A 25,850-nucleotide genomic window follows, 5' to 3' on the forward strand; every position below is an offset into this window, starting at 1 on the left:
GGAGTTGTGGGCAGATAGCCGTAGAAGTTTCCCTCGCACCTAACTTGCTTTCTCTATATGGGTGCCAGGCCCTCTACTGCATCCATATAGCCAAAACACCTACTCCAGGCGCAAAAATCCGTCGAATTTGCACTACATCCAGGCATCACGGATTACAGCAGCTCTATATGCCCAATCACCCGAATGTCTGATCGCGAAACGAGGAGCCACAAGTCACGCCCGCCCGGATACATAAATTCTTAGTAGTTTTCCTTCCAAAACCGTTCAAATTTATTTCACCGATATAAAATACATGTATCACACAAAGGAGGGTATGTTATGAAAAAAATACTAAAATCCAAACCGGCCCTGATTGCCATTGCTGTATGTGTTCTGCTTCTTGGCATTGGCGGTGCATCAGGTTCTGACAATCAGGAATTAAAAGACCAGCTTACTCAGGCTACCGAGCAACTGAATGCCTCATCCAGTCAGAATGATGAGTTGTCACAACAAATCCAGGATCTCACTTCCACTGTAGATGAGCTGACGGAAAAGAATGAACAGCTTCAGGATGATCTGGATAGTGCGAATGCTCAGATCGCAGAACTGTCTTCACTGGAAAATCAGCAATCCGTCATTGATGATCTGAACAGCCAGATTCAGGAATTGAATGAGCAGGCTGCTGAAAAAGAATCTGAAATTGCCGATCTGCAAACGCAGTTAAATACAGCCAAAGCTTCTTCCGTCAAGAATAGTTCTTCTTCAACTTCTTCCGAAAAAAGCAGTTCTTCTTCATCAACCGCGGTTTCCAGTTCAGCAACTGTGCAGGAGTCTGCTCCCAGTACCAGCTATACGGTATACATCACCAAGACAGGGGAAAAGTATCATCGCGATGGCTGCCGTTATCTGAAGAAAAGTCAGATTGCTATTGATAAAGATGATGCCGTTGCCCAAGGTTATACACCCTGTAGTGTATGCAATCCATAAGTCCATAAAAAACTCCCTGCCATTTTTAGCTGGCAGGGAATTTTTATTATTGTCCGTCTTTCAAAAGTTTCACGCGGAGATCGTTTTCCCCGGACACACACTCTTCCGCGTCTTGCTTTCTTACCTATCCTCTCTTCCAAAGTGCTGGCATGAAAGCTCTGTCCCCCCGCGCCCGGGCAGATAGATCTGAACTAATCTTCTCTGCCCAACCAAACGCTCTAAAGCGCTTGTAAAGAGCTTATTGCAAGGCTTTTTTGCGATTTTTGCCAGGGTTGTGGGCAGATAGCCGCAGAAGTTTCCCTAGCACCCAACTTGCTTTCTCTATATGGGTGCCAGGGCCTCTGCTGACTCCATATAGCCAAAACACCTTCTCCAGTCACAGAAATCCGTCGAATTCGCAGCACATCCGGGCAGCACAGCTCATGGCATCTCTATCTGCCCAACCGCCCCGGATGTCTGCTCGCGTAACGGGTATCACAGGCCTCGACAAGCCTATCTGCCCAACCGCCCGAATGTTCTGCTCGTAAAACGGGTATCACAGGCCTCGACAAGCTTATCTGCCCAACCGCCCTGGATATTTGTTCGCGAAATGGAGGCCAAAAGTCACGACCACCCGGATGGTCTGTTCATTCTACTTAAAATACCGCTCAATTGTCTTTTCCACAGTCTCTGTATCCAGCGGATTTGCCTTTGTCTCATAAGTTGTAATCAATTGAATTGTGGGGATGATTCCATTTGCAATATAATTCTGCTGCTTGGCCATGGCACTTCGGACATAGGAGCTGTCATCTATTAATCCAAAATGCTCCCAGTAATAAATTTTTTCTGTTTTGGGATGCATAATTGTAAAATCAGGATAAACTGCAATCTCTCCCAGCTGCAGTTCACATTCATACCGAAATGGGATTCCATGCATATGCAGCAGCAATGCAATTAATGATTCTGATTTTGACCGTACGTAGATTCCTCCTGCTGTCTTGTGAATCAGCTGTTCCGGATATTTTTCATTTTGTTGATAAGGGGAGTTTAACCATTCCTGAATAGTCTGTGAATTGTCTGACTGAATGCCTGTAAGAAGTTCTCCTGATGCCGGAGAATCTGTCAAAAATAATTCTGATGGATCAGCAGTGGACGATAAAAGTTCCACCTCATAGTGCCGCAGATAAGCTTCTGTTGCTTTTTGCTCCCGAACAAGCTCATTGAGACGCAATGTCCAGTATTTCTTTTCCGCAAGCTGCTCTGCATATTCTCTTTTCTTCTTGGGGATGTAGGTCTGAATGCGACCATCACTGTGATACCATTTGATATACCTGCCATTGCGTGTACAGATAAGTTTGCCGTCCGGATAGGTCTGAAGCTTCCGGCGAATAGCGGATGTTTTCTCGTCAAGTTCTTTTCGTCTGTCGAGAACTTGTTGAACTAATTGAGTCATATACCCTCCTCTCAATTGTACAATGAGTTATTCTGTTTTATACATCTATTAAATCATATCTGCAACTGCTTGTAAACACAAATAATATTTCACGCGGAGATCGTTTTCCCCGGACACACACTCCTCCGCGTCTTGCTTTCTTATCTATCCTCTCTTCCAAAGTGCTGGCATGAAAGCTCTGTCCCCCCGCCCGGGCAGATAGATCTGAACTAATCTTCTCTGCCCAACCAAACGCTCTAAAGCGCTTGTAAAGAGCTATTACAAGGCTTTTTTGCGATTTTTGCCAGGGTTGTGGGCAGATGGCCGTAGAAGTTTCCCTAGCACCCAACTTGCTTTCTCTATATGGGTGCCAGGGTCTCTGCTGACTCCGTATAGCCAAAACACCCACTCCAGGCACAGAAATCCGTCGAATTTGCAGCACATCCGGGCAGCACAGCTCATGGCATCTCCATCTGCCCAACCGCCCGGGCGCACTTCGCTCCCAATGGGGTAAATCCCCGAATGTTCTGCTCGTGAAACGGGTATCACAGGCCTCGACAAGCCTATCTGCCCAACCGCCCGGATGTTCTGCTCGCGTAACGGATATCACAAGCCACTTCTCCCAAAAAAGCAGACACCAAACAAAACTGTCTCTCGGCAGTTCTGTCCGGCGTCTGTTTATGCCTGTTCTTTATTCAGGAATTTCCATACAGTGTTTAAATTTGCAGCCTTCGGGAATGGTTTCCGGCAGTTTGTCAAAGTAGCAGTTCTTAAACTTTACTTTTTCAAAGGTAATATGCTCCAGATCCAGTTCTTTGAATATACACCGGTCGAATACCACATCTGTCAGCATCACATTGGAAAGCTTCAGATGTGACATTTCACATTTCTTCAATCTCAGATTGCTCAGAGCAGTATCGGTGAACTGACATCCCAGTATGACAGATTTCACGAAGCGGAATCCTGCCATTACCGTATCATCCAGAATCACGCTCCAGAATGTGCACTCTTCACAGTGCCCAACTACCATTCGAAGACCGCTGCACCGGATATTGGTCAGCTTGCTCCAGAACCAGACGCTGGACTGAATATCGATCTCTTTCTTCAGTCCGATATTGGACAATCTGGCATTTGCGAAGGAACAACGGTACATTCTCCCTCCTTCGTATTGCCTGTTATTCCAGTATGAATCAAGAAATCTCTGTTCACTGCGACTAAGTTCTGCCATATATTCTAAAACAACCTTTCATGCCGGTTCTGTCTTGGATATGGTTTTTTCTCGTCAGTCAGTTCAACCAGATAATCCACACTTGTCCCATATATTTCTGACAGTCCCATCAGAATTTCTACCGGTACATGCGTTTTACCCGTCTCATAATCACCATATGTCTTCTGGCTGCAGCCAAGCTGTTCTGCCAGTTGTCTCTGTTTTAAGTCACGATCTTCTCTCAGATCTCTTATCCGCCTGTACACGCTCTTACACCTCTTACTTAACATAGCGTAAAAGCGCATGGCGAATTGATTTTTACCGGGATTTCCGGTAAACTTTTTTAGTTGTAACCTTTCGGCGGTTTTCTGCGGAAAATATCATCGCCAAACTTCACAAACAGTACCAGAAGTGCTGCTGCAAGCACGATCACTGCAATCGTAATCCACTGTGCTATGCTCAACATGCTTAAATTAAAGCATCTCACATTGATCCACATCTGATTGATGTTCTTATTACCCTCGTCGTCAAAATACAGCATGACCGCACTCCGGCTGATCTCTTCCTCACTGGGATACTGGGCAGAAAGCTGGCGGTGCGCCTGCTCAGCCGGTGCGGTGATGACATAGTCCTCATCACTGTTGTCACCGGAGAAGAAATATCCTACCGGATATTCGATGGTATCTTCCTCATCTTCTTCCGCACCGTAAGTCCAGTCCAGATAGTCAAAAATTACGCTGCTGTCACCGCCTGCAATGGCAGAAGTGTATCCGATATAGTACATATTGCGGACAGCATTATCCGGTCTTGACAGGAAGTTGATAAATGCCTCAGCAGCCTGTTTCTTTGCTGCATCCTGACCGATGCCGCTCTTTAACATAACCCACCCGTCAAACCACAGGTTAGTACATTCTTCCGGCACCGCCCAATTCAGATAAAAATCATCCTCCTCTGCCTGATCCAGTGCATAGACACCATCTCCGGACCACTGCAGATTGGCAACTACCTTTCCACTGACCATATCTGCTTTACCGCTGTCCGTCTCAAAGGAGTAGACATTGGCACGGATCTCTTTTAATTTTTCTTCTGCCTCATCAATGGTCTCTTTTCTTGTATCATTCATGATGGCAGAGAGCTGAGCTTCATAATTTGCACTGTTTCTAAAAGAAGGATCCAGAAGCTGATCCCGGTTCAGAATCGCCAGTGTCGGAAAATAAGCATCACGCACATTGTCCTTAATGGTAACCTGACGGTAGAATTTCGGATTTTCCAGGATCGTCCAGGTGGAAGCTTCTTCCTCTGTTACCTCTTCCGGATTGTAGACCATACCGGTAATGCCCCACATATAACCTGCTGCATAATCCACCCATGGTTTTCCGTCAATCTGATTTTCTTCAAATACGCCGTTGATATAAGGAGATACTCCCTTTACGTAGTAGTTGTTCTCATTTTCCGCATCAAAAAACTCTTTAGACAGAGGCTCCAGTTTATTTTCTTTCAGGAGCTTCATGATCATGTAGTCAGAAGGACACACCAGGTCATAGACATTTCCCAGATTCAGCTGGCTGTACAGTTCCTCGTTGGTTCCAAAAGTGGAATATTCCACTCTCACTTTTTTTCCATAAGTATCCTGATACCATTGTTCAAAATCCTGAATCATGGAATTCTCTCCAAAGATATCGCCGCTGTCCAGATCGATGACCTCGTCATCCTCCCAGCCGCCTTCGTCGATATATTCCTCCCAGTTGCAGACCCGCAGGACAATGGTGTCATTTTCCGTCTGACCGCCTGTTGCCTGTACCGGAATGGCGGACACGACAGACGCGCCCATGACTGCTGCCATAGCTGCTGCTGAAATTCTTTTATTCATTATCCGCACCTCCTTTTTTCTCACTAAGAAGGTTCCATACCAGCACACCTGCCACGATAATCACAAAAATCAGAGTCGACAGCGCCCAGAGTGCGGTCTTGATCTCCGTATGGGACCCCTTGGTGGCATTGACCACATAAGTACTGATGGTATCAAAGGTGGCCGGTTTCGTATAAGTCGTAATAAAATAATCATCCAGTGACAGAGTCACGGACAGCATAAAACCGGATACAATGCCCGGAATCAACTGGGGAATAACTACCTTCCGCAATGCCACACTGGCATTTGCTCCCAGGTCCAGCGCTGCCTCATAAATGCTGTTATCCATCTGTTTTAATTTTGGCAGAACAGACAGATACACAAAGGGCGCTTCCAGTACCACATGCCCCACGATCAACGGGAAAAAGGAATCCTTGCTGAGTCCCAGAACTACAATGAGCAGGACACAGATAGAAAATCCGGTTACCACTTCCGCATTCACTACCGGAACCTGATTGACAAAATCAATGGCTCCTCTGGTTCCTTTTTTACTGTAAAAGGCTCCGATGGCTCCGATGGTTCCCAGAATCGTCGCAATGCAGGCAGACCCAATAGCCAGCGCAAAGGTGCCGCCAATCATTCCCAGCAGCTCGCCTGTCGTAAACAGGGTTTTATAATTCTGCAGAGAAAAATTTCCATGGGTTCCGATGGTTGCCGTATCCGTAAAGCTGTATACAGCCAGAATCATTACCGGAAGATACATAAATAATAATACAATGCCAAGCCAGGCAGATCTCATCGTCTTTTTTATCATAAGATTGTCCCCCGTCCTGTCTCCTCTTCACTGAAGCCATTGGTTGCCCAGGTCACAAGGAAGATAATTGCCAGCAGCACGATAGATATCATGGAACCACTGTGCCAGTCATAGGCATTAAAGTAACTTCCGATCAGACTTCCCATGATGTAAGTGCTGTTATAGAGCATATCCAGAATGACATAGTTCGTCATGGAGGGCAGGAATACCATGGTTACACCGCTGATCAGTCCCGGTACACTTAAAGGAAGTGTTACCTTCAGGAAAGTCCGCACCGGATCTGCTCCCAGGTCAGCCGCTGCCTCCAGGAAGGAATTATCCAGCTTTCCAAGGGTTGTATAAAGGGGCAGAATCATAAAAGGCAGGAAATCATAGGTCATACCGATCACCGTGTTGAGGAACGGATGATAGGCCAGATTGCCTTCTATCATGGTCAGCACTTCTTTTAAAGCTACCACACGAAGCGTAAAGTTAATCCACATGGGTGCAATAAAGAGCACCAGCAGAACATTTTTTTTCTTAATATCACTCCGCGCCAGAATATAGGCCACCGGATAAGCCACCAGCGTGCAGCATACTGTGACGGTTACCGCTACCACCAGACTGTAGCACAAGGTTCCGATGGTATTTTCATCGGTAAAGAAATTGATGAAATTACCGGCAGTAAACTGTCCGGAGCCGTTAGTAAATGCATAGTAGAGTACCACCAGAAGCGGAGCAACAACAAAGCAGATCAAAAATACCGCATAGGGGATACCCAGCTGTTTTCTTGAAAAACGCAGGTTCATTCTTCGGTCTCCTTTCAGTTTTCTCCCAACAGGGACATCTCAATGCTCTCCTTCGGAATGATAAGACGTACATAGTCGTTCTCATTCCACAGATATTCGTCATGAAGATGGAAGTCATAATCGTCCTTCGTTCTGACCACGTAATGGTAATGGTCACCTTTGTAAATAAGAGAAATGATATGACCGCAGACCCCATCTCCATTTTCTGTATCGTCGCTCATGTCGATGGATTCTACCGGAACCTTGACTTTGACCTTCACGCCTGCAGTCTCGATCTCCTGCCCCTCTGCATCCACCAGGACGCCGTCTCCATTGAAGGAAGATCCCGCATACAGCTGCGTCACATCACAGGCATACTCGCCTCCTGCAAATTCCACAGTATAATGTTTCGTCAGCTCGCCCTCGAAAATATTCTGGTTGGTATCGGCCAGAATTACATGGATGCCGTCCGGCTCCAGACACATACCAATGGTATCGCCCTCTTTTGCACTTCTGGTACTCTGGATCACAACCTCGTTATCTCCTGACTCCACGATAATCTCATAGTGCATACCCTTGAAAATCACGGACTGTACCACACCCGTAATCGTACCGTCTTCCGGTGCCGTCATGATCACATCCTCCGGGCGCACGATGACATCGACTTTTGCTCCCACCGGAAGATCATCAAGACATGCAAACTTCGCACCACAGAAATCCACTTCGCGGATACCGCACATATGACCGGTGTAAATGTTGCTCTCACCGATAAAGTCCGCAACAAATACTGTATGCGGCTCATTATAAATCTCCTCCGGCGTACCGATCTGCTGAATCTTACCGTCAGACATAACAACAACCTTATCAGACATGGTCAGGGCTTCTTCCTGGTCATGGGTAACGTAGATGAAGGTGATACCCAGCTCTTTGTGCATGGCCATCAGCTCCAGCTGCATCTCTTTCCGCATCTTTAAATCCAGCGCCCCCAGCGGCTCATCAAGAAGCAGAATCTCCGGCTCATTGACAATGGCTCTGGCGATGGCAATACGCTGCTGCTGACCGCCGGACAGGGTGGAAATACTTCTCTTCTCAAAGCCTTCCAGGTCTACAATTTCCAGCGCACGGCTTACTTTGGCACGGATCTCCTCCTTCGTCAGTTTTTCCTGACGGGTGACGGTCTCTCCTGCCGCATTTTTATAAGTTACATTTTTTGTTTTCAGCTTCAGGCCGAAAGCAATGTTATCAAAAATATTCAGATGCGGAAATAACGCATATCTCTGAAATACCGTATTAATCGGTCGCTTATTAGGAGGAAGTTTACTGATGTCCTCCCCATTTAACAAAATCTGTCCTTCTGTTGGGATGTCAAATCCGGCTATCATACGCAAAGTCGTGGTCTTGCCACAGCCTGACGGCCCCAGGAACGTCACAAATTCTCCTTTTTTAACCTGGAGATCAAAATCCTTCACCGCTTCAAAATTATCCTCGAAGCGCTTTTTAATTCCTTTCAGTTCAATAATATGTTCAACTGACATGGTACGGCTCCCAGCTCCTTTCCTTCGTGAAAAATGAATTACAGATTTGTACACAGGAACGCATAAAAATAAGGCAGTAATGTCAAGATGCCTTTCGTTTCTTGACGTCACTGCCTTTCGTTCCTGTGCCAATATCACTATGTAGAATAGTATTCGATATTGATAAAAATGTCAACAATTTTATTCGTAAAATCCATCTGTATGAATAAAAATCCGCCTGCCATGGTGTTCCACAGCAGACGGACCTTCAAAGGGGAGGATAAGTATTCAATTTATCTTCCGTACACTTACAGTATACCCTGCAATCTCTTTCTTATACGTAAATCCTCCCGATTTTTTTGTGCAAAAAGACTTGTTATGTAGTTTTAAATACTATATAATAGACAGACGAGGTGATTACTTATGACAATTAACCAGCAGGACATCCTTAACAGTATTCTGGAAAGCCTTGACCGGATTGATTACATCAAGCCAAAGGAGATTCCGAACATTGATCTCTATATGGATCAGGTGACGACGTTTATGGAAGAGCATTTAAACGCCTCCAAGCGTTATCCGGAGGACAAGATCCTCACTAAAACCATGATCAACAATTATGCAAAGAACCGTCTTCTTCCCTCCCCGGAGAAGAAGAAATATTCCAAAGAGCACATGCTGCTCCTGATTTATATTTACTATTACAAGTCCATTCTCTCTATCGGCGATATCCAGAGTCTGCTGGAACCGTTGACCGACCGCTATTTTCACAATGAGGGCGAATTCAACATGCAGTCCATCTATGAGGAAGTATTCAGTCTGGAAAAGAGCCAGGTGGAAAAGATGAAGCAGGATGTGATCGACAAATACCACATTGCTTCCGATATTTTCCCTGATGCAGCTGAGGAAGACCGGCAGTTCCTTCAGACCTTCTCCTTTATCTGCCTATTAAGCTTTGATGTCTATGTCAAAAAACAGGTGATTGAAAAACTGATCGACGGCCTTTCGAAAAAGGAACCGGCAAAAAAACGCAAAGACTGATACATGTAAAATCTCCGGCAAAGCCAAATGCCCTGCCGGAGATTCTTTTGTTTCTTATTTGTTTTCCTGATCTTCCTGCTCCATCCGTCGGAATACCATGTCATATCCGTCGTTACCATAATTCAGGGACCGGTTCACGCGGCTGATAGTCGCTGTAGATGCGCCTGTCTGCTCTGCGATCTCGAGATACGTCCGCTTCTCTCTGAGAAGCTTGGCTACTTCAAACCGCTGGGACAATGACTGGATCTCATTGATCGTACATACGTCCTCAAAAAATGTATAGCACTCTTCCAGACTGTTCAGATTCAGTATGGCACGAAACAAACCGTCTGTCGCTTCATTTCTGATCTTCTTGTTCATCATGCATTTCCCCTGTTCTACATCATGATTTTCTAAAACCCTTATGCTTTATAATTTTAACACAGTAAAACTATAAAGTCCAGTCTTCTACAGGTACTTATTGATAAACTTGAATAAACGCTCTTTCTGCGTATTAACCACCAGTTCTTCCGGAAAATCTGTCTCCACCAGAAGCTCCATGGCACGTCCGTGATCCAGAATATCATCCATCCAGTGAGCGTCACTTCCCATGATGATGGATACGCCGTACTGCTTGCAGAGCCGGAGCACGGTCAGGTCATTTTCCCTGGCATTCTGACGGAAACAGCGGGGATTCAGAGAGTTATTATTAATCTCCAGCAATGTATGAGTTTCTTTTGCTGCCTGCACCACTGCCTCATAATCCAGCGGATAACGTCCGTCATCCGGATGGCCGATGATATTAATATGTGGATTTTTCATAGCCTGAATCAGACATTCCGTATTCCACTCCCGGCTGCCAGGTTTGATGCAGGGTGTATGAAGGCTCGCGATCGCCACATCCATTCTTCCCAGATTGGGCTCTTCCAGATCTACTGTTCCCTTTTCATCCAGAATATTTAGTTCCACGCCGAGCAGCAGCTCCAGATCTCCGTGCTTACGCGGCACCACTTTCAGATTATGAAAGTAAAACTCACCGCATGTTCCCGGCATTTTCGGCGCATGCTCCGTAATTCCATACACTTCCAGTTCCTTCTCCTGCGCTGCATGGATCATTTCCATCATGCTGTTATATGCATGGCCGCTGGCAACTGTATGGGTGTGCACATCCAGTATATCTCTCATCTTCCGTTTGTCCTTTCGTCATCTTCATTGGATAAGACAAGGAGCAGAAAAGTCTCCCCTCCTGCTCCCTTTTATTATCAGTTTGTCTTCAACAGCTCATCCAGATCCTGCATGGCCTGCTCCTGTGTTTTAACGAGAATTCCCTGCATGCCTGCACGCAGTGCCCCGTCAATATTGGCTTTTGTATCATCCAGAAATACACATTCTTCCGGCTGCAGGTCATAACGTTCCATCAGTGTCTGATAGATTGCCAGATCCGGTTTAATCAGCTGCACTTCATAGGACATAATTCCGCCATCCATCAGCTTCATAAAAGTAAGCTCTTTTTCCGTATCTTTTCGGACATGGCTGCTGTAATTAGACAGATAGTATACATGATATCCTCTGTCTTTTAAACTCTGCACCCAGCTGTCGGACTTTGGAAATTTCCGCACAATCGTGGACAGATCTGAAAATACGAGACGAATCTCCTGTTCCAGATCCGGTGCCTCCTTGATAAAGGACTGCAGCAGTTTTTCCCTGCTCCACACACCGCGGTCCAGTTCGTTCCAGGTAGGATTCAGCATCATGGCTTTTCCGATGCGCTCTGCCTTTTCTCCGGTAAATCCGAAACGGGCAAGGTGTTCCCGCCAGCTGAACTCTGCCAGCACATTTCCGATGTCAAATACAATATTTCTGATCATGATTTTCTTATTTCACATTTCTGTGGATGATGTCGTTTCTTCCCGGTCCATTGGAAATCATAGTAATCGGGAATCCAATCTGTTTCTCAATGAACTCGATGTATTTGCGGCAGTTCTCCGGCAGCTCTTCGTAATTCTTGATACCGCGGATATCACATTTCCATCCCGGAAGAACCTCGTATACCGGTTTTGCTTTCTCCAGCAGATGAGTGGTCGGGAAATCAGTCGTTACTTTTCCGTCAATATCATAACCTACGCATACCGGAATCTCATCCAGATAGCCAAGTACGTCAAGTACGGTAAACGCCACATCAGTAGCACCCTGCAGACGGCATCCGTATTTGGAAGCCACACAGTCGAACCATCCCATTCTTCTCGGACGTCCGGTAGTTGCACCATACTCTCCGCCGTCTCCGCCGCGTCTTCTGAGCTCGTCTGCTTCCTCACCGAAAATCTCGCTGACAAATGCACCTGCTCCTACTGCACTGGAGTATGCCTTACATACAGTGATAACCTGTTTGATCTCATAAGGCGGAATACCTGCTCCGATGGCACCGTAAGCTGCCAGTGTGGAAGAAGAGGTAACCATCGGGTAAATTCCATGATCCGGATCCTTCAGGGTTCCCAGCTGACCTTCCAGCAGGATGTTCTTTCCTTCTTTGATAGCTTCCCACAGATATGCGGATACGTCGCACACATACGGCTCTACCATCTTCTTGTAGCCCATCAGCTCTTCGTAGATATCGTCCTCTTTGAGGGGTTCTGCATGATACAGATTCTCAAGGAGAACATTTTTCTTCAGAATTACATTAGCAATTCTTTCTCTTAATTCTTTCTCATCGGCAAACAGGTCGCTGACCTGGAAACCGATCTTTGCATATTTGTCTGAATAGAACGGTGCGATACCGGATTTGGTAGATCCAAAGGACTTTCCTGCCAGACGCTCCTCTTCCAGTTTATCAAAAAGAATATGATAAGACATTACCATCTGCGCACGGTCAGATACCAGAATCTTCGGCATCGGCACGCCCTGATCCACAACGCTCTGAAGCTCTTTGAAAAATACCGGGATATTCAGTGCCACACCGTTTCCGATAATACTGGTCGTATGACCATAAAAAATTCCGGACGGCAGGGTGTGTAATGCAAACTTTCCATAATCATTGACGATTGTGTGTCCCGCATTGGCTCCTCCCTGGAATCTTACAATAATATCAGACTCCTGGCCGAGCATATCGGTGATCTTTCCTTTTCCTTCGTCACCCCAGTTTGCTCCTACAACTGCTCTTACCATAGATAACTTCCTCCATTTCACAGGCTCTCTTGCCTGTCCTATATAAACAACTGCGGTCCCAGGTTATTAAAATTGACCGCACACACAGCTTAGTATATCTTATTAACCTTAATAAGTAAAGCACTTATTCCTGTTAAATCAGCCAAAATCAAACAGCGAAAGCTGGTTGGATTCTGGCAATCCTTCCAGAAGACCCAGATCCGCCATCAGATCAATCACCGTCTTACTGAGCTTACTTCGCTGACGGAGATCATCTTTGGAAAGGAACGGTCCCTGCGCCGCGGCTTCCACGAAGGCATCCGCCGCCTTATCACCCAGTCCGTCAATGGTGGACAGGGAGGGCATGAGTTTTCCGTCAATGATCTGGAACTCATGGGCATTGGCCCGGTAGACGTCGATCTTCATAAACTCAAAGCCGCGGGCATACATTTCCTGTACACTCTTCATATCCTTCAGCGTCTCCTGTTCTTTCTGGGATAAGGAATCACTTCTTCTCTTATAATCTGCCATATAGTATTCCAGTCGATCCCGGCCCTGGCACATGATCTCATAATTAAATGCATCCGCACGGATACTGAAATATGCCGCATAGTAAGCCAGCGGATAATTGATCTTACACCAGGCGATTCGCCATGCCATCATAACGTAAGCCGCCGCATGGGCTTTGGGGAACATATACTTGATCTTCTCACAGGACCAGATGTACCAGTCCGGTACGTTGTGGGCAATCATCTCTTCCTTCCATTTCGGCCAGTTGTCACATTTTCCTTTTGCAACGGTTCCTTTCCGGACAGCCTCCATGATCTTGAAGGACATCTCACTGTCCAGTCCCATACCAATGAGATACGTCATAATATCGTCTCGCGTACAGATGGCCGTAGAAATGGTCGCCTTTCCTTCCTGAATCAGCGTCTGGGCATTGCCCAGCCATACGTCCGTTCCATGGGCCAGTCCGGCAATGCGGACCAGATCGGAAAAATGGGTCGGGTGGGTATCAATCAACATCTGCATGGCAAATTCCGTACCAAACTCCGGAATTCCAAGAGAACCTAAACGGGTACCCCCGATATCCTCCGGCTTCACGCCCAGGGCTTCCGTACTCTGGAAGAGGGACATAACTTCCGGATCATCCAGCGGGATCGTCTTTGCATCCACGCCGGTCAAGTCTTCCAGCATACGGATCATCGTCGGATCATCATGTCCCAGAATATCCAGCTTCAACAGGTTATGGTCGATGGAATGGTAATCGAAATGAGTCGTTACCGTATCCGTCGTCATATCGTTGGCCGGATGCTGCACCGGAGTAAAGGAATAGATCGTTTCGCCCAAGGGAAGTACAATGATACCTCCCGGGTGCTGTCCTGTGGTTCGGCGGACACCTGTACATCCCTGCACGATCCGGTCGATCTCACAGTTCCGCTTGCTGGTGCCACGCTCTTCATAGTATTTTTTTACATAGCCAAATGCCGTCTTATCTGCCAGCGTACCGATGGTTCCTGCACGGAAAGTCTGTCCTGCACCGAAGATAACCTCCGTATATTTGTGCGCCTTGGACTGGTAATCACCGGAGAAGTTCAGGTCGATATCCGGCTCTTTATTTCCCTTAAATCCAAGGAAGGTCTCGAAGGGAATATCAAATCCCTCTTTTAATAGCTTATGACCGCACACCGGGCAGTCCTTGTCCGGCATATCGCAGCCCGCCATTCCTGCATAAGCTTTCACATCATCCGAGTCAAAGTCACTATAATGACACTGGGGACAGATATAGTGAGGACGCAGCGGATTTACTTCCGTAATTCCCGCCATGGTAGCAACGAACGAGGAACCTACAGATCCACGGGAGCCTACCAGATAGCCGTCATCATTGGATTTCCACACCAGCTTCTGGGCAATGATGTACATCACGGCGAATCCATTTCCGATGATGGACTTCAGTTCCCTCTCCAGACGCTCCGTTACCACTTCCGGCAGATCATCTCCGTAAATCTCGTGGGCTTTGTTGTAACAGATCTCACGCAGCGTCTTGTCTGAATTTGGAATGACCGGCGGGCACTTATCCGGACGCACCGGTGACAGATGCTCGCACATATCGGAAATCTTATTTGTGTTGGTGATGACCACCTCTTCTGCCTTCTCCGCACCGAGGAATTCAAATTCTGCCAGCATCTCCTCCGTAGTACGAAGATATAAAGGCGCCTGCTCATCGGCATCGCTAAAGCCTTTTCCTGCCATGATAATCCGTCGGTATACTTCATCCTCCGGATCGATAAAATGTACATCACAGGTGGCAACGACCGGCTTTTTAAATTCTTCACCAAGGCGCACGATCTTCCGGACATTTTCCCGGAGATCTTCCTCCGAGTTTACCGGATTCTTGGAATCCCGCAGCATAAAACCGTTGTTGCCCAGTGGCTGAATCTCCAGGTAATCGTAGAAATTCACGATTCGCGCCACTTCCTGGCTGGGCGCTCCTCTAAGAATTGCCTGGTACAGTTCTCCTGCCTCGCAGGCAGAGCCTACGATCAGACCTTCCCGGTATTCATTCAGAAGACTCTTGGGAATCCGCGGTCTTCTGGCAAAATATTTAAGATGTGACCAGGATACCAGACGATAAAGATTCACCCTCCCGATGTCATTTTTTGCCAGGATAATAACATGGTAAGTCGGAAGCTTTCGGATGGCATCCTCATTGGTTCGTCCCATCTCGTTGACCTGATCGAGATTATAAGCGTCCCTTGCCTTGAACATCTCGATAAATTTTACAAAAATCTCCGCCGTGCAGGCCGCATCATCCACCGCACGGTGATGATGGTCAAGAGACACATTCAGTGCCTTGGCTACTGTATCCAGCTTAAATTTATTAAGGGCCGGAAGAAGAAGTCTTGCCATAGCCACTGTATCTCCTACCGTAAAATCTGTAGGAATATTCATACGGCGACAGTTTTCCTCGATAAATCCCACATCGAAAGAAGCATTGTGGGCAATCAGCCCACAGCCTTCACAAAACTTCAGGAAATCCGGTAAAATTTCTTCGATGGCCGGTGCGCCGATGACCATCTCATCACTGATACTGGTCAGTTCTTCGATTTCAAAGGGAATGGGCTCCTTCGGATTGACAAAAGTGCTGAACCGGTCGGTGATCTTTCCATTTTCCACCTTGACCGCACCGATCTCAATGATCTTATTGTTGACCGCGGAAAGTCCGGTGGTCTCAAGGTCAAATACTACATAGGGATCATCGAGACTTTGCCCCTTGGAATTTTCTACCAATTCCTTCAGGTCATCCACCAGATAACCTTCCACTCCGTAAATGACCTTAAAGTCTTCATCCTTGGAAATCGTATGGCTAGCCTCCGTAAATGCCTGCACGCAGCCATGATCCGTAATGGCAAGGGCCGGCATTCCCCATGCTTTGGCACGCTTCAGAAGAACCGATGCATCGGTAACGCCGTCCATGTCGCTCATCTTCGTATGGCAGTGCAACTCCACACGCTTCTTGTAGGAATAATCCATACGGGAAGTGGTAAAGTCTGCAATCTTCTTAATACCCACCACGGAACTGATAGTCAGCTCGTGATCAAACCGGTCCAGCGTCGTCATACCTTTGAGCTTTACAAAACCGCCTGCTGAAATCTTACTCCGCAGTTCTTCCAGCTGCTCATTTCTGGTAAACATCTTAATATGAATGGTATCTGTAAAATCCGACACTGTCAGGGTGACAATGGTACGTTCTCCACGGATCTCCCGCTCCTCCATATTGAGGATCTTGCCGCGGACGGTTACCTCTCCCATCTCCTCGACGATCTGCTCCAACGGAATCGGCTCATCCTCAAAATCACGTCCATAAAGCACATCCGGGTTATCACTTCTCCGGATACTGCCGCTGCGGCCTTCTCCGCCGAACCGTCCGCCGCCGAAAGATTTCTTACCTCCAAAGCTGCCTGCATCTTTTTCGGTTGGTGCACTTCCACCAGCACTGGATGCTGCTCCGGCACTATTTCCCGATGATTTCCCACCGGAAGCGCCTGCTGCCTTTGCCTCTTCCCTGGCTGCTTTCCGCTCCGCCTTCGCCTCAGCTTTGGCTTCCTTTTCCTTCATAAGACTTTCCGTCAGAAAGCTGATCCGCTGGCGCATCTGCGCCTCGCTCTTCTCCAGGCTCTTGTGTTCTTTCAGATCGACATAGTTCACATCCACCTTCACCTGAAAGCCACAACGCTCATTAAACACCCGGTCCAGAATCCGTAAAATATCATCCACTGCTTCCTTGTCATAGACTTGATCAGAAACCGTCACCCGCATGTTGTGTTCATCCGGAAACTCCACCTTCGCATTTTTCATAATGCTTCTTTTGTAGGGGCTGTAAGCTTCCAGTTCTGTGAGCACACTGTCCTCATAGAGATCCCATAATTTCTCCGGCGTGTACTGCTCTGACAGCTGGAATTTTTCAAAGAGATAGACCTGCGTCTTCCTGGTGCCAAAGACCTGACGCTGAATCTGTTTTGCAATATGAAAAAGCTGATCTTTTGCAATCAGCTTTTTGCTCACAATGTACACTCTGAGCACATCATGCCCAGGGTTTGTTGATACCCTGGTTACCATGACTTGCTCAAAGAGACTATGCAGTTGTCCGTCTACCTGCAGTGTGCGAAACACTTCAAAAAACGGTTTTTCATTCATTCCAGTTCTCCAGTTCTGTACGAAGAGCATCCAGAAGCTGATCCTCCGGAAGCTTCTGAACAATCTCACCATGTTTGATCAGAAGACCGATGCCGTCGCCGCCTGCAATTCCGATGTCCGCCTCTCTTGCCTCACCAGGTCCGTTCACCACGCAGCCCATAACAGCTACGCGGATGTCCAGCGGATAGTTGGCCACCATGGCTTCTACTTTATTTGCCAGACCGATAAGGTCAATCTTGGTTCTTCCGCAGGTCGGGCAGGAAACAACTTCCACACCGCCTTTTCTGAGTCCCAGGGTCTTTAAGATCAGACGCGCAGATTTTACTTCCTCTGCCGGATCCCCGGTCAGAGAGACACGGATCGTATCACCGATGCCCTGATAGAGGATCACGCCAAGGCCGACTGCGGATTTGATATTTCCGGAATACAGTGTGCCTGCCTCTGTAATTCCCACGTGCAGCGGATGATCCGTCTTCTGAGCAATCAGCTCATGGGCTTTTGCACACATAAGTACATTGGAAGATTTAATACTGATGACCAGATTGTCATATCCCATATCCTCAATGATTTTTACTTTATCAAGGGCACTCTCCACAATTCCCTCTGCGGTGACGCCGTGGTATTTTTCCACCAGTTCTTTTTCCAGGGAACCGCTGTTCACCCCCACACGAATGGGAATATTTCTTTCTTTTGCCGTGTCTACAACCGCTTTGATGCGCTCATAGCTTCCGATATTTCCCGGATTGATACGGATCTTGTCTGCGCCGTTTTCCATGGCTGCAATGGCCATCTTATAGTCAAAATGAATATCTGCCACCAGCGGAATAGAGATCTGCTTCTTGATCTCTTTTAACGCCAGCGCCGCTTCCATCGTAGGAACCGTACAGCGAATAATTTCACATCCGGCTGCGGTAAGACGACGAATCTGTGAAACGGTCGCCTCCACATCCTCCGTTCTTGTATTGGTCATGGACTGGATCAGAATGGGATTTCCCCCACCGATGACCCGATCACCGATTTTTACTACTTTTGTATGATCTCGATACATAACATCCTCCTGTTATAACCTTGCGTCCCGGAGCGCATCCAGACGCTTCTTCACACTGTATTTATTCACATTGAGCACCAGACCGATCTCCATGAGCAGAAATACCGTAGCGGTACCTCCGTAACTGAAGAACGGCAGAGTCACACCGGTCGTCGGGAACAGTCCTGTCACGACCAGCAGATTTAAGATTACCTGCAGCGCAATATGCGAGAAGACTCCGATGGAAATCATTCTTCCCAGCAGATCCTCCGCAGTCTGGGAGATAATATAGATCCGGTACAGCAGGTAGATAAACAACAGCACAATCAGTCCTGCGCCGAAAATTCCCAGCTCTTCACAGATGATTGCAAAAATATAGTCATTATAAGGCTCCGGGATCTTACCCAGCTTCTGGATACTGTTGCCGAGCCCCTTGCCCCACAGTCCGCCGGAACCGATGGCATAAAGTCCCTGCAGGGACTGATATGCTTTTCCGTCTTCATATTCATAAGGATCCAGCCATGCACGGATACGGGCAAAACGGAAGTTGATCTCATCCATGGTCGCCGGATCCAGGCTCTGCACATAGTGGATCACCAGTCCTACGAAAATGGCGACGCCGAGCGCACATAAAATAAATTTCCATTGATCCGGATGCACTACGTAGATCATGAATACCGCTGTTCCCAGAAGAATGGTCGCCGTACTCATGTTGTCACTGATCTTCCAGAGCATCACTGCGATAATGCCGCTCGGAATCAGAAGGCGGAACATGGGAATCCAGCCTTTCAGGTGCCGTCCCTTCGCCGCAATCAGCGTTGCCATGAAGACAATCATAATGAGCTTCACTGGCTCCGCCACCTGAAACTGCACACCCGCAATTCGAATCCAGCGGGTCGCACCTTTTACCGTGACACCCAGAGGCGTCTTCAGAAGAAAGATCAGTCCGATACAGGCAATATAACCAATGGTCGCAAACCGGCACCAGAAATGGTAATTGATGGAAGCCACCACCAGCATTGCTATAATTCCAAGCATCGAATAGATGATCTGATTTTTCAGAAGATACATGGGATCATTATTGTAAGCCTTGCTCATGCCTGCCGTATAATAGCTGGCACTGTAGATCATGACAAATCCGAACACCATGATAAAGATCAGCACTACCAGAAGATTGGTATCCAGCCCGCGTGTCCCCGGCTGGAACAGCCTCTGTCTTTTGGACATCCTAGGCCTCCCGTCTCTCATATCGGCAGAATCTGAACTCCAGGTCGAAATAAGTCTTCTCCTCGCTCTCGCCAGTCAGCACCCATTCCGGATCCTCTTCCAGATTCGGGAACCATGCATCTGCATCATAGACATGGTCTGTTCTCGTCACATGGGCCACATCACAGTAGGGCAGAAATGCCTTGTAGATGGAATCTCCACCGATGATATAGACATCTTCGCTGTTATATTTTTTCAGTTCTTCCAGCACTTCCTCCACACTGTGGCAGACAATCGCACCTTTAACCTTATAATCCGGATTGTGGCTTAATATAATATTGGTCCGGTTCTTTAACGGCTGTCCGCCCGGAAAGGTATCCAGCGTCTTTCTGCCGAGAACTACGACTTTTCCGCTGGTCTCGGAACGGAAAAATTTCATATCTTCCGGGATGGTCACCAGAAGTTTTCCCTGATGGCCGATCGCCCAGTTACTGTCCACATTCACTATTAAATTCATGTTGTTCGTCCTCCTGCTTTTCCTATACAGCGATGGGAATATTTTTAATCTGCGGTCCTGCCTGATAATCCTCCACCAGAAGGTCCGCGGTTGTGAACTGGTAGAAATCCTTTACCTCAGGATTTAAATGTACCTTCGGAGCCGGATATTCTTCTCTGCCAATCAGTTTTCTGATTGCATCCACATGCCGGTCATAAATATGGGCATCCGCGATGACATGCAGAAGTTCTCCCGGAACCATGTCGCAGACCTGCGCCACCATCATGAGAAGAATGGCATACTGACACACATTCCAGTTGTTGGCCGCCAGCACGTCCTGGGACCGCTGGTTTAATACCATGTTGAGCACCAGTTTGTCAGACCCTTTCTCCTCGGTCACATTCCAGGTGGTGCTGTAAGCACAGGGATAAAGATGCATCTCGCTTAAATCCTCATGGACATAAGTATTGGTAATGATTCTGCGGCTGAAGGGGTTGTTCTTCAGGTCATACAGCACCCGGTCCATCTGATCCATCATGCCTTCTTTATATTGACTCTTCACACCGATCTGATAGCCGTAGGCTTTTCCGATGGAACCGGTCTCATCTGCCCATTCATCCCAGACATGGCTGTTCAGATCATGGATATTGGCGGATTTCCGCTGATAGATCCACAGAATCTCATCCATACAGCTTTTTAAGGCTGTCTTTCTAAGGGTCAGTGCCGGAAATTCCTTTCTCAGATCATACCGGTTCACCACACCGAACCGTTTGATGGTATAGGCGGAGGTTCCGTCCTCCCAGTGGGGGCGCACCTTTTCTCCTTCGGTGCTTGTGCCATTTTCCAGAATATCACGGCACATATTTTTAAACAGGGTATCTGCGTAACTCATGAAATATCCTCAATTCTGTTGATTTTGTATTTGTAAGCCATTATAGCTTATCTTCTTCCACCTGCAAGCAGGCGGAACGTTTTATTTGTCGAGTTCGGAAGTACAGAAGGGACAGCGGATGGCTCTGATATCGATCTCGGACAGGCAGAAGGGACAGGTCTTTTTCGTCGGTTCTGCCGGAGTCTCTTCCTTCTCCGGTTTCTTTGTCATTTTATCCTGTACAGTGTTAATGGCTTTGACCATGCAGAACACAACAAATGCCGTGAACGCACTGCCGATGATAACACCAACTGCCAGATCAATAACATTTCCTCTGGAAATAAATTTCTTAAACTCATTGAAAAAGTTTTTCATAAGTATTCCCCTTTTCTCTCGCTTCTTTATAGATCTGACAGGCTGCGCTGTTTGGACATTTATCCACATTGCACTCATAATCTGTCAGTGTCCATTCACCATCCGGCTGCCTTTCATACTCGCAACAGACGGTTCTTGACTCATTGGTGGTCCGGCAGAAGCCGTTTATAAATTCTTCTCTTGTTTCTCCCATAACTGCCTCCTGAATTTTTATTATAACGCATTCAGATTTACATGCAAAGCGATATTTCATCCTACTTGCTTTTTTTCCCGAGAATGGAGTATGATAAAGAAATCACAGACACAAAAAGGAGGATTTCATAGTGTTTTACTATTATCTGATTGCTGTCAATATACTGGCATTTGCACTGATGGGTATTGATAAATACAAGGCGCAGCATCACCTGTGGAGAATTCCGGAGAAAACCCTCTTTCTTTCTGCCATCATCGGTGGTTCTGCGGGTGCCATCTTCGGTATGAACCTGTTTCGCCACAAGACGAAACACTGGTATTTTGTCTTCGGCATGCCGCTGATTCTTTTTATTCAGGTCGGTCTCTGGTACTGGTTTTCCACGAGATAACAGTTTTCTCTTGAAAAATATATTTGCATCTATTATTATCATTATAAATAGTCTTGGTTCATAAGAGGTACTAATAATATGGATATTAACTACGAACTTTATAAAGTGTTCTACTATGTGGCAATTTCCTTAAGCTTCTCCGAAGCGTCACGGAAACTTTTTATCTCCCAGTCAGCGGTCAGCCAGTCCATCAAGGTACTGGAGAAGAAACTGAACCAGCCCCTTTTCATCCGCAGCACAAAAAAGGTACAGCTGACACCGGAGGGGGAGATTCTTCTGCGTCACATTGAACCTGCCATGAATCTCATCAAACGCGGAGAGATGCAGATTATGGAGACCGGTTCTCTCGGCGGAGGACAACTCCGTATCGGCGCCAGTGATACCATCTGCCGGTATTTTCTGGTCCCGTACCTGAGCCGTTTCCACAAGGAATACCCGAACATCCATATCAAGGTCACCAACCAGACTTCCATCGGATGTGTGGACCTGCTGGAGAGCGGTACAGTGGATCTGATCTTCACCAACTATCCCAATTCCCGTCTGGGACACGGCACCCACATCCGTTTTATCAAGGATTTCAAGGACTGCTTCATCGCCAGCCGGAAATACTATGGGGAACTGGAGCATCAGCCCCTTTCTTTTAAAGATCTTCTGAACTACCCGATCCTGATGCTGAACCGTAACAGTACAACCAGCGAGTTCCTGCATTCCCTGTTCCAGCAAAATCAGCTGGATCTGGTGCCGGAGATCGAACTGAGTTCCAATGACCTGCTCATCGATCTGGCGAGCATCGGCCTTGGCATTGCCTTTGTACCTGATTTCTGCGTCTCACGTACCAGCGGAGACCTGTTCCAGATTCCATTGAAAAACGAACTGCCCGGCAGACAGCTGGCCATCATCCACAGTGAGCAGATGCCAGTCAGCAATGCAGCCAGACAGTTCATGAGCTACTTCTAGGAAGTTTCTTTCCAGAAGCTTTCAAGATAACCTGAGAGTTCGCTGACTCTGCACAATGTATGCGGATACCATTCTCTCGGAAACAGATTCTGATATGCCGGAGACCGGAAGCGCTCGTCCAGAAGGACGATGACGCCCCGGTCTTCTGTCGTTCGAATGACTCTTCCGGCCGCCTGCAGCACCTTATTCATTCCCGGATAGAGATAGGCATAGGCAAACCCATCCATTCCTTTCCTGTCAAAATATTCTTTCAGCACCTGCCGCTCCAGACAGACCTGCGGCAGACCGGTTCCCACGATCACTGCTCCGATCAGCTGTTCTCCAGTCAGGTCGATTCCTTCTGAAAAGATTCCTCCCATCACACAGAATGCCGCAAGGCTTGTCCCGCGTTCCTCCTGAAACTGTTTCAGGAATTCTTCCCGTTCCTGTTCTTTCATATCCGGATTCTGGCAGACACAGGTAAACCCCTTCATCTGCTCACACCGTTCATACACATCCCACATCAGCTGATAGGACGGAAAAAAGATCAGATAATTTCCCTTTCTGGCCGTCACTGTGAGGGAAATAGATTCTGCCATCTTCGCATATTCCTGCTCTCCTCTTCGCGTATATCGGCTGCTCACATCCGTCCCGATGAGCAGGGCCCGCTTCTCCACATCGAAGGGCGACTGTGCATAAACTGCGTAGTCATCCGGTTCGCCTGTAAGGAGATCCTTATAATAATTAACCGGAAGCAGTGTCGCAGAGAAGAAAATCGTACTGTTGCCCCGTTCCAGCCGAAGCTTCAGATTTTCCGCCGGGCGGACACAGTACAGACGCAGGAAGAACCTGCCGTCCGCTGCCAGTTCCGTATAAACTTCATAATTTTCATCCACCAGATCACTGACATTCAGGAAATTCTGTACCTGAAAATAGAATTCCAGCAATTTTTTCTTCTGTTCTTCTTCCATGGGTTGTTCCAGATACCTGTCCAGTTCTCCTGACAGCTGCTGCATAGGCAGCACAAATCCGCCCGCCTGTTCCAGCCTCCGATACCCACTTTCACATTCCCGTTTCAGTGTCAGAAGATATTTGTTACACCTGTCAAGTGCCTTTACCAGTACTGGATCTTTTCCCCTGATCAGTTTCCTGATCTCCAGAATCTCCTCCTTGCAGACCGCCGCACTGTACATATCCCTGCCACGTTCCACAAGATTATGAGCCTCATCTACCAGAAATAAATATTCTCCTTTCACTCCTTCCCCGAAAAAGCGCTTCAGATAGACATTCAGATCAAAGACGTAATTATAGTCACAGATGATCACATCCATCCACAAGGAAAGGTCAAGGCTCAGTTCAAAGGGACAGACCTGATACTTCTCCGCCTGTGTAAGAATCACTTCTCTGGTACATGAATCTGGTCCCTTCGTCCACAGGTCATAGACAGCATCATTGATCCGGTCATAATGTCCTTTCGCCCTTGGGCAGTGATCCGGGTCACACTGTACTTCCTGACAAATGCAGAGCTTTTCTTTCGCCGTCAACACCAGGGATTTCACCCGCATCTTTTGTTCCCGCAGAAGATCCAGTGTGTCTGCTGCCACCATTCTGGTAATCGTCCGGGCTGTCAGATAGAAGATCTTATCCCCAAGTCCTTCTCCCACGGCTTTCAGCGCCGGAAACAGGGCTGAAAGGGTCTTTCCGACTCCGGTTGGTGCCTGGATAAACAGACGCTTCTTTCTCAAAATACTTCGATATACCCCGGCTGCCAGTTCCCGCTGTCCTTCCCGGTATTCATAAGGAAAAACAAGTTTCTTAAGGGATGCTTCTCTTTGTTCCGTCCAGTCTGCCTGAAAGGAAAGCCACCGATAATAGCGTTCCATCAAGTCATCAAACCATGCTTTCAAGACCGGCCATTCCCAGTTTTCTGTAAAATAGCGAACGTCCTCCGTTTCCAGATTTGCATAGACCATCCGTACTCCTGCCTTATCCAGCTGATTCTGTTCGCTGTAGATATACGCATAGCATCTTGCCTGCGCCAGATGAACCCGCATCGGCTCCGTCATCCGGTCTACTTCCCGGAAAGTGCCCTTGATCTCGTCAATCGTGGTAAAGGCTTCTTCCGTCCAGATCCCATCGGCTCTTCCCTCGATCAGTAAGGAAAACCGTTCCCACTCTTTCCGGTATTTTAAAGGGACTTCCGCATGGTAACCACTTCCCATCCGTCCCTGAATCTTCCGGTGCAGACGGCTTCCTGCCTGCATGATTTTTGCATCTCCTCCGCGGCCGCTCCGGCTGTCCAGATCACCGCTCCGCTCTAAAAACTCAACCAGATCCCGCACAGAGATCCGAAGTTGCTGCTTCATATTTACACCTCATTTTCATCCATTGTACCACAAAAATGAGCCTCTTTCATCTGTATTTCTGCATAGTTCCGAACAGTCAAAAAAAGACAGTTTCTTTCGGAAACTGTCCTCAAAAAAAGGGGGGTATAAAAACAAATAATAAGATTATATTCCAATTTTAAGCGACTGCATACTGCTGCAGAAAGTTGTCAAATTTCTGGCTTTCCCCATGACAGGTAACTGTCAGCACTCTTCCCAGATCCAGTCCAAGTACACCGAGAATTGATTTTGCATCAATGATCACACGGTTATAATTTACATCTATATCAAAGTCACATTCGGTGGCGGCATTTACAAAAGCATTCACATCATCAAGACCTAATTTGATTTTTGTTACTTTCATCGTTTCACAGCCTTCCTTTCTCTTTCTGGTGCTTTATTATACAGTTTTGATTTCATCTGTCAAATTCCGACAAGATGCGCCAGTCTCTGTTTTGTTGTGCATGTTGTTGAAAACCATAGCTTTCTTTTACTGGTTTTGCATAATTTGAAAATGGTATGACCAAAATTCTCCTCTGTATTCTTTTAACAATTTTAATAAGAATACGTATTCTCTCTTGTTTTTTTGC

General features: G+C 47.1%; 24 protein-coding genes. 4 read left to right on the forward strand and 20 right to left on the reverse strand.

Features of this window, described 5'->3' with window-relative positions; translation table 11 throughout:
• Window positions 1–318: 318 nt before the first annotated feature.
• Window positions 319–966, forward strand: a complete 648-nt coding sequence (locus tag LKD36_RS10680) for a hypothetical protein (RefSeq protein WP_308459580.1) — start codon at window positions 319–321, stop codon at window positions 964–966.
• Between the two features lie 631 nt (window positions 967–1,597).
• Here LKD36_RS10680 and LKD36_RS10685 read toward each other — a convergent pair.
• From LKD36_RS10685 to LKD36_RS10715, 7 genes are all read right to left on the reverse strand, one after another.
• Window positions 1,598–2,398, reverse strand: coding sequence for an ATPase (locus LKD36_RS10685; protein ID WP_308459581.1), 801 nt, complete (start codon window positions 2,396–2,398; stop codon window positions 1,598–1,600).
• A 670-nt stretch (window positions 2,399–3,068) separates the two neighbouring features.
• Window positions 3,069–3,530 (reverse strand): pentapeptide repeat-containing protein, encoded by a 462-nt coding sequence (locus tag LKD36_RS10690; protein ID WP_308459582.1) that lies wholly within the window; start codon window positions 3,528–3,530, stop codon window positions 3,069–3,071.
• Between the two features lie 80 nt (window positions 3,531–3,610).
• Window positions 3,611–3,850, reverse strand: a complete 240-nt coding sequence (locus tag LKD36_RS10695) for a helix-turn-helix domain-containing protein (protein ID WP_308459583.1) — start codon at window positions 3,848–3,850, stop codon at window positions 3,611–3,613.
• A gap of 77 nt (window positions 3,851–3,927) precedes the next feature.
• Window positions 3,928–5,454 carry an ABC transporter substrate-binding protein gene (locus LKD36_RS10700; protein ID WP_308459584.1) on the reverse strand — a complete coding sequence of 509 codons (1,527 nt, stop codon included), beginning with the start codon at window positions 5,452–5,454 and terminating at the stop codon, window positions 3,928–3,930.
• Window positions 5,447–6,247, reverse strand: a complete 801-nt coding sequence (locus LKD36_RS10705; protein ID WP_118770319.1) for an ABC transporter permease — start codon at window positions 6,245–6,247, stop codon at window positions 5,447–5,449. Before LKD36_RS10705 ends, LKD36_RS10700 begins: the two co-directional genes overlap by 8 nt.
• Window positions 6,244–7,035, reverse strand: a complete 792-nt coding sequence (locus tag LKD36_RS10710) for an ABC transporter permease (RefSeq protein ID WP_308459585.1) — start codon at window positions 7,033–7,035, stop codon at window positions 6,244–6,246. The genes LKD36_RS10705 and LKD36_RS10710 overlap by 4 nt, the downstream gene beginning before the upstream one ends.
• 14 nt (window positions 7,036–7,049) lie before the next feature.
• Window positions 7,050–8,549 carry an ABC transporter ATP-binding protein gene (locus LKD36_RS10715; protein ID WP_308459586.1) on the reverse strand — a complete coding sequence of 500 codons (1,500 nt, stop codon included), beginning with the start codon at window positions 8,547–8,549 and terminating at the stop codon, window positions 7,050–7,052.
• A 402-nt stretch (window positions 8,550–8,951) separates the two neighbouring features.
• On the opposite strand from LKD36_RS10715, the gene LKD36_RS10720 reads away from it, so the two are divergent.
• Complete coding sequence (locus LKD36_RS10720; RefSeq protein WP_118770322.1) at window positions 8,952–9,566, forward strand: DUF1836 domain-containing protein; 615 nt, start codon at window positions 8,952–8,954, stop codon at window positions 9,564–9,566.
• A gap of 54 nt (window positions 9,567–9,620) precedes the next feature.
• On the opposite strand, the gene LKD36_RS10725 is transcribed toward LKD36_RS10720, so the two are convergent.
• The 11 genes from LKD36_RS10725 to LKD36_RS10775 all read right to left on the reverse strand — a co-directional run bounded on the left by LKD36_RS10725 (window position 9,621) and on the right by LKD36_RS10775 (window position 21,552).
• Entirely contained in the window at window positions 9,621–9,926 is a 306-nt protein-coding gene (locus LKD36_RS10725) for a YerC/YecD family TrpR-related protein (protein WP_118770323.1), read from the reverse strand.
• An 87-nt stretch (window positions 9,927–10,013) separates the two neighbouring features.
• On the reverse strand, window positions 10,014–10,730 hold the full coding sequence (locus LKD36_RS10730; protein ID WP_308459587.1) for a phosphatase: 717 nt from the start codon (window positions 10,728–10,730) through the stop codon (window positions 10,014–10,016).
• A 77-nt stretch (window positions 10,731–10,807) separates the two neighbouring features.
• Window positions 10,808–11,413 (reverse strand): HAD family hydrolase, encoded by a 606-nt coding sequence (locus tag LKD36_RS10735; RefSeq protein ID WP_308459588.1) that lies wholly within the window; start codon window positions 11,411–11,413, stop codon window positions 10,808–10,810.
• A 7-nt stretch (window positions 11,414–11,420) separates the two neighbouring features.
• Window positions 11,421–12,707, reverse strand: coding sequence for an adenylosuccinate synthase (locus tag LKD36_RS10740; RefSeq protein WP_308459589.1), 1,287 nt, complete (start codon window positions 12,705–12,707; stop codon window positions 11,421–11,423).
• A gap of 138 nt (window positions 12,708–12,845) precedes the next feature.
• Complete coding sequence (locus LKD36_RS10745; protein ID WP_308459590.1) at window positions 12,846–17,384, reverse strand: PolC-type DNA polymerase III; 4,539 nt, start codon at window positions 17,382–17,384, stop codon at window positions 12,846–12,848.
• On the reverse strand, window positions 17,377–18,432 hold the full coding sequence (ispG, locus tag LKD36_RS10750) for a flavodoxin-dependent (E)-4-hydroxy-3-methylbut-2-enyl-diphosphate synthase (protein ID WP_308459591.1): 1,056 nt from the start codon (window positions 18,430–18,432) through the stop codon (window positions 17,377–17,379). Before ispG ends, LKD36_RS10745 begins: the two co-directional genes overlap by 8 nt.
• A 12-nt stretch (window positions 18,433–18,444) precedes the next feature.
• A complete protein-coding gene (locus LKD36_RS10755) occupies window positions 18,445–19,638 on the reverse strand; it encodes an FtsW/RodA/SpoVE family cell cycle protein (RefSeq protein WP_308459592.1) in 1,194 nt (397 codons plus the stop codon).
• A 1-nt stretch (window position 19,639) separates the two neighbouring features.
• Entirely contained in the window at window positions 19,640–20,134 is a 495-nt protein-coding gene (locus tag LKD36_RS10760; protein ID WP_118770330.1) for a dihydrofolate reductase, read from the reverse strand.
• 22 nt (window positions 20,135–20,156) lie between these two features.
• Window positions 20,157–21,005 (reverse strand): thymidylate synthase, encoded by an 849-nt coding sequence (gene thyA / locus LKD36_RS10765; protein WP_308459593.1) that lies wholly within the window; start codon window positions 21,003–21,005, stop codon window positions 20,157–20,159.
• Window positions 21,006–21,086: 81 nt separating this feature from the next.
• Complete coding sequence (locus LKD36_RS10770; RefSeq protein ID WP_308459594.1) at window positions 21,087–21,359, reverse strand: MscL family protein; 273 nt, start codon at window positions 21,357–21,359, stop codon at window positions 21,087–21,089.
• A complete protein-coding gene (locus tag LKD36_RS10775; protein ID WP_308459595.1) occupies window positions 21,340–21,552 on the reverse strand; it encodes a hypothetical protein in 213 nt (70 codons plus the stop codon). The genes LKD36_RS10770 and LKD36_RS10775 overlap by 20 nt, the downstream gene beginning before the upstream one ends.
• Before the next feature lie 130 nt (window positions 21,553–21,682).
• On the opposite strand from LKD36_RS10775, the gene LKD36_RS10780 reads away from it, so the two are divergent.
• Together LKD36_RS10780 and LKD36_RS10785 are read left to right on the forward strand one after the other, a co-directional pair.
• A complete protein-coding gene (locus LKD36_RS10780) occupies window positions 21,683–21,940 on the forward strand; it encodes a DUF1294 domain-containing protein (RefSeq protein ID WP_118770334.1) in 258 nt (85 codons plus the stop codon).
• Window positions 21,941–22,018: 78 nt separating this feature from the next.
• The gene (locus LKD36_RS10785; protein ID WP_118770335.1) at window positions 22,019–22,897 is read left to right on the forward strand and encodes a LysR family transcriptional regulator; all 879 of its coding nucleotides are present in this window, start codon (window positions 22,019–22,021) and stop codon (window positions 22,895–22,897) included.
• Here the strand turns inward: LKD36_RS10785 and LKD36_RS10790 are convergent.
• Together LKD36_RS10790 and LKD36_RS10795 are read right to left on the reverse strand one after the other, a co-directional pair.
• Window positions 22,894–25,242, reverse strand: coding sequence for an ATP-dependent DNA helicase (locus LKD36_RS10790; RefSeq protein ID WP_308459596.1), 2,349 nt, complete (start codon window positions 25,240–25,242; stop codon window positions 22,894–22,896). The two genes, LKD36_RS10785 and LKD36_RS10790, sit on opposite strands and share 4 nt — an antisense overlap.
• Before the next feature lie 157 nt (window positions 25,243–25,399).
• Window positions 25,400–25,624, reverse strand: coding sequence for an HPr family phosphocarrier protein (locus LKD36_RS10795; RefSeq protein WP_118770337.1), 225 nt, complete (start codon window positions 25,622–25,624; stop codon window positions 25,400–25,402).
• Window positions 25,625–25,850 lie beyond the last annotated feature (226 nt).

The sequence above is a fragment of the Hominiventricola filiformis genome (assembly GCF_020686965.1).
Lineage (GTDB): Bacteria > Bacillota > Clostridia > Lachnospirales > Lachnospiraceae > Hominiventricola > Hominiventricola filiformis.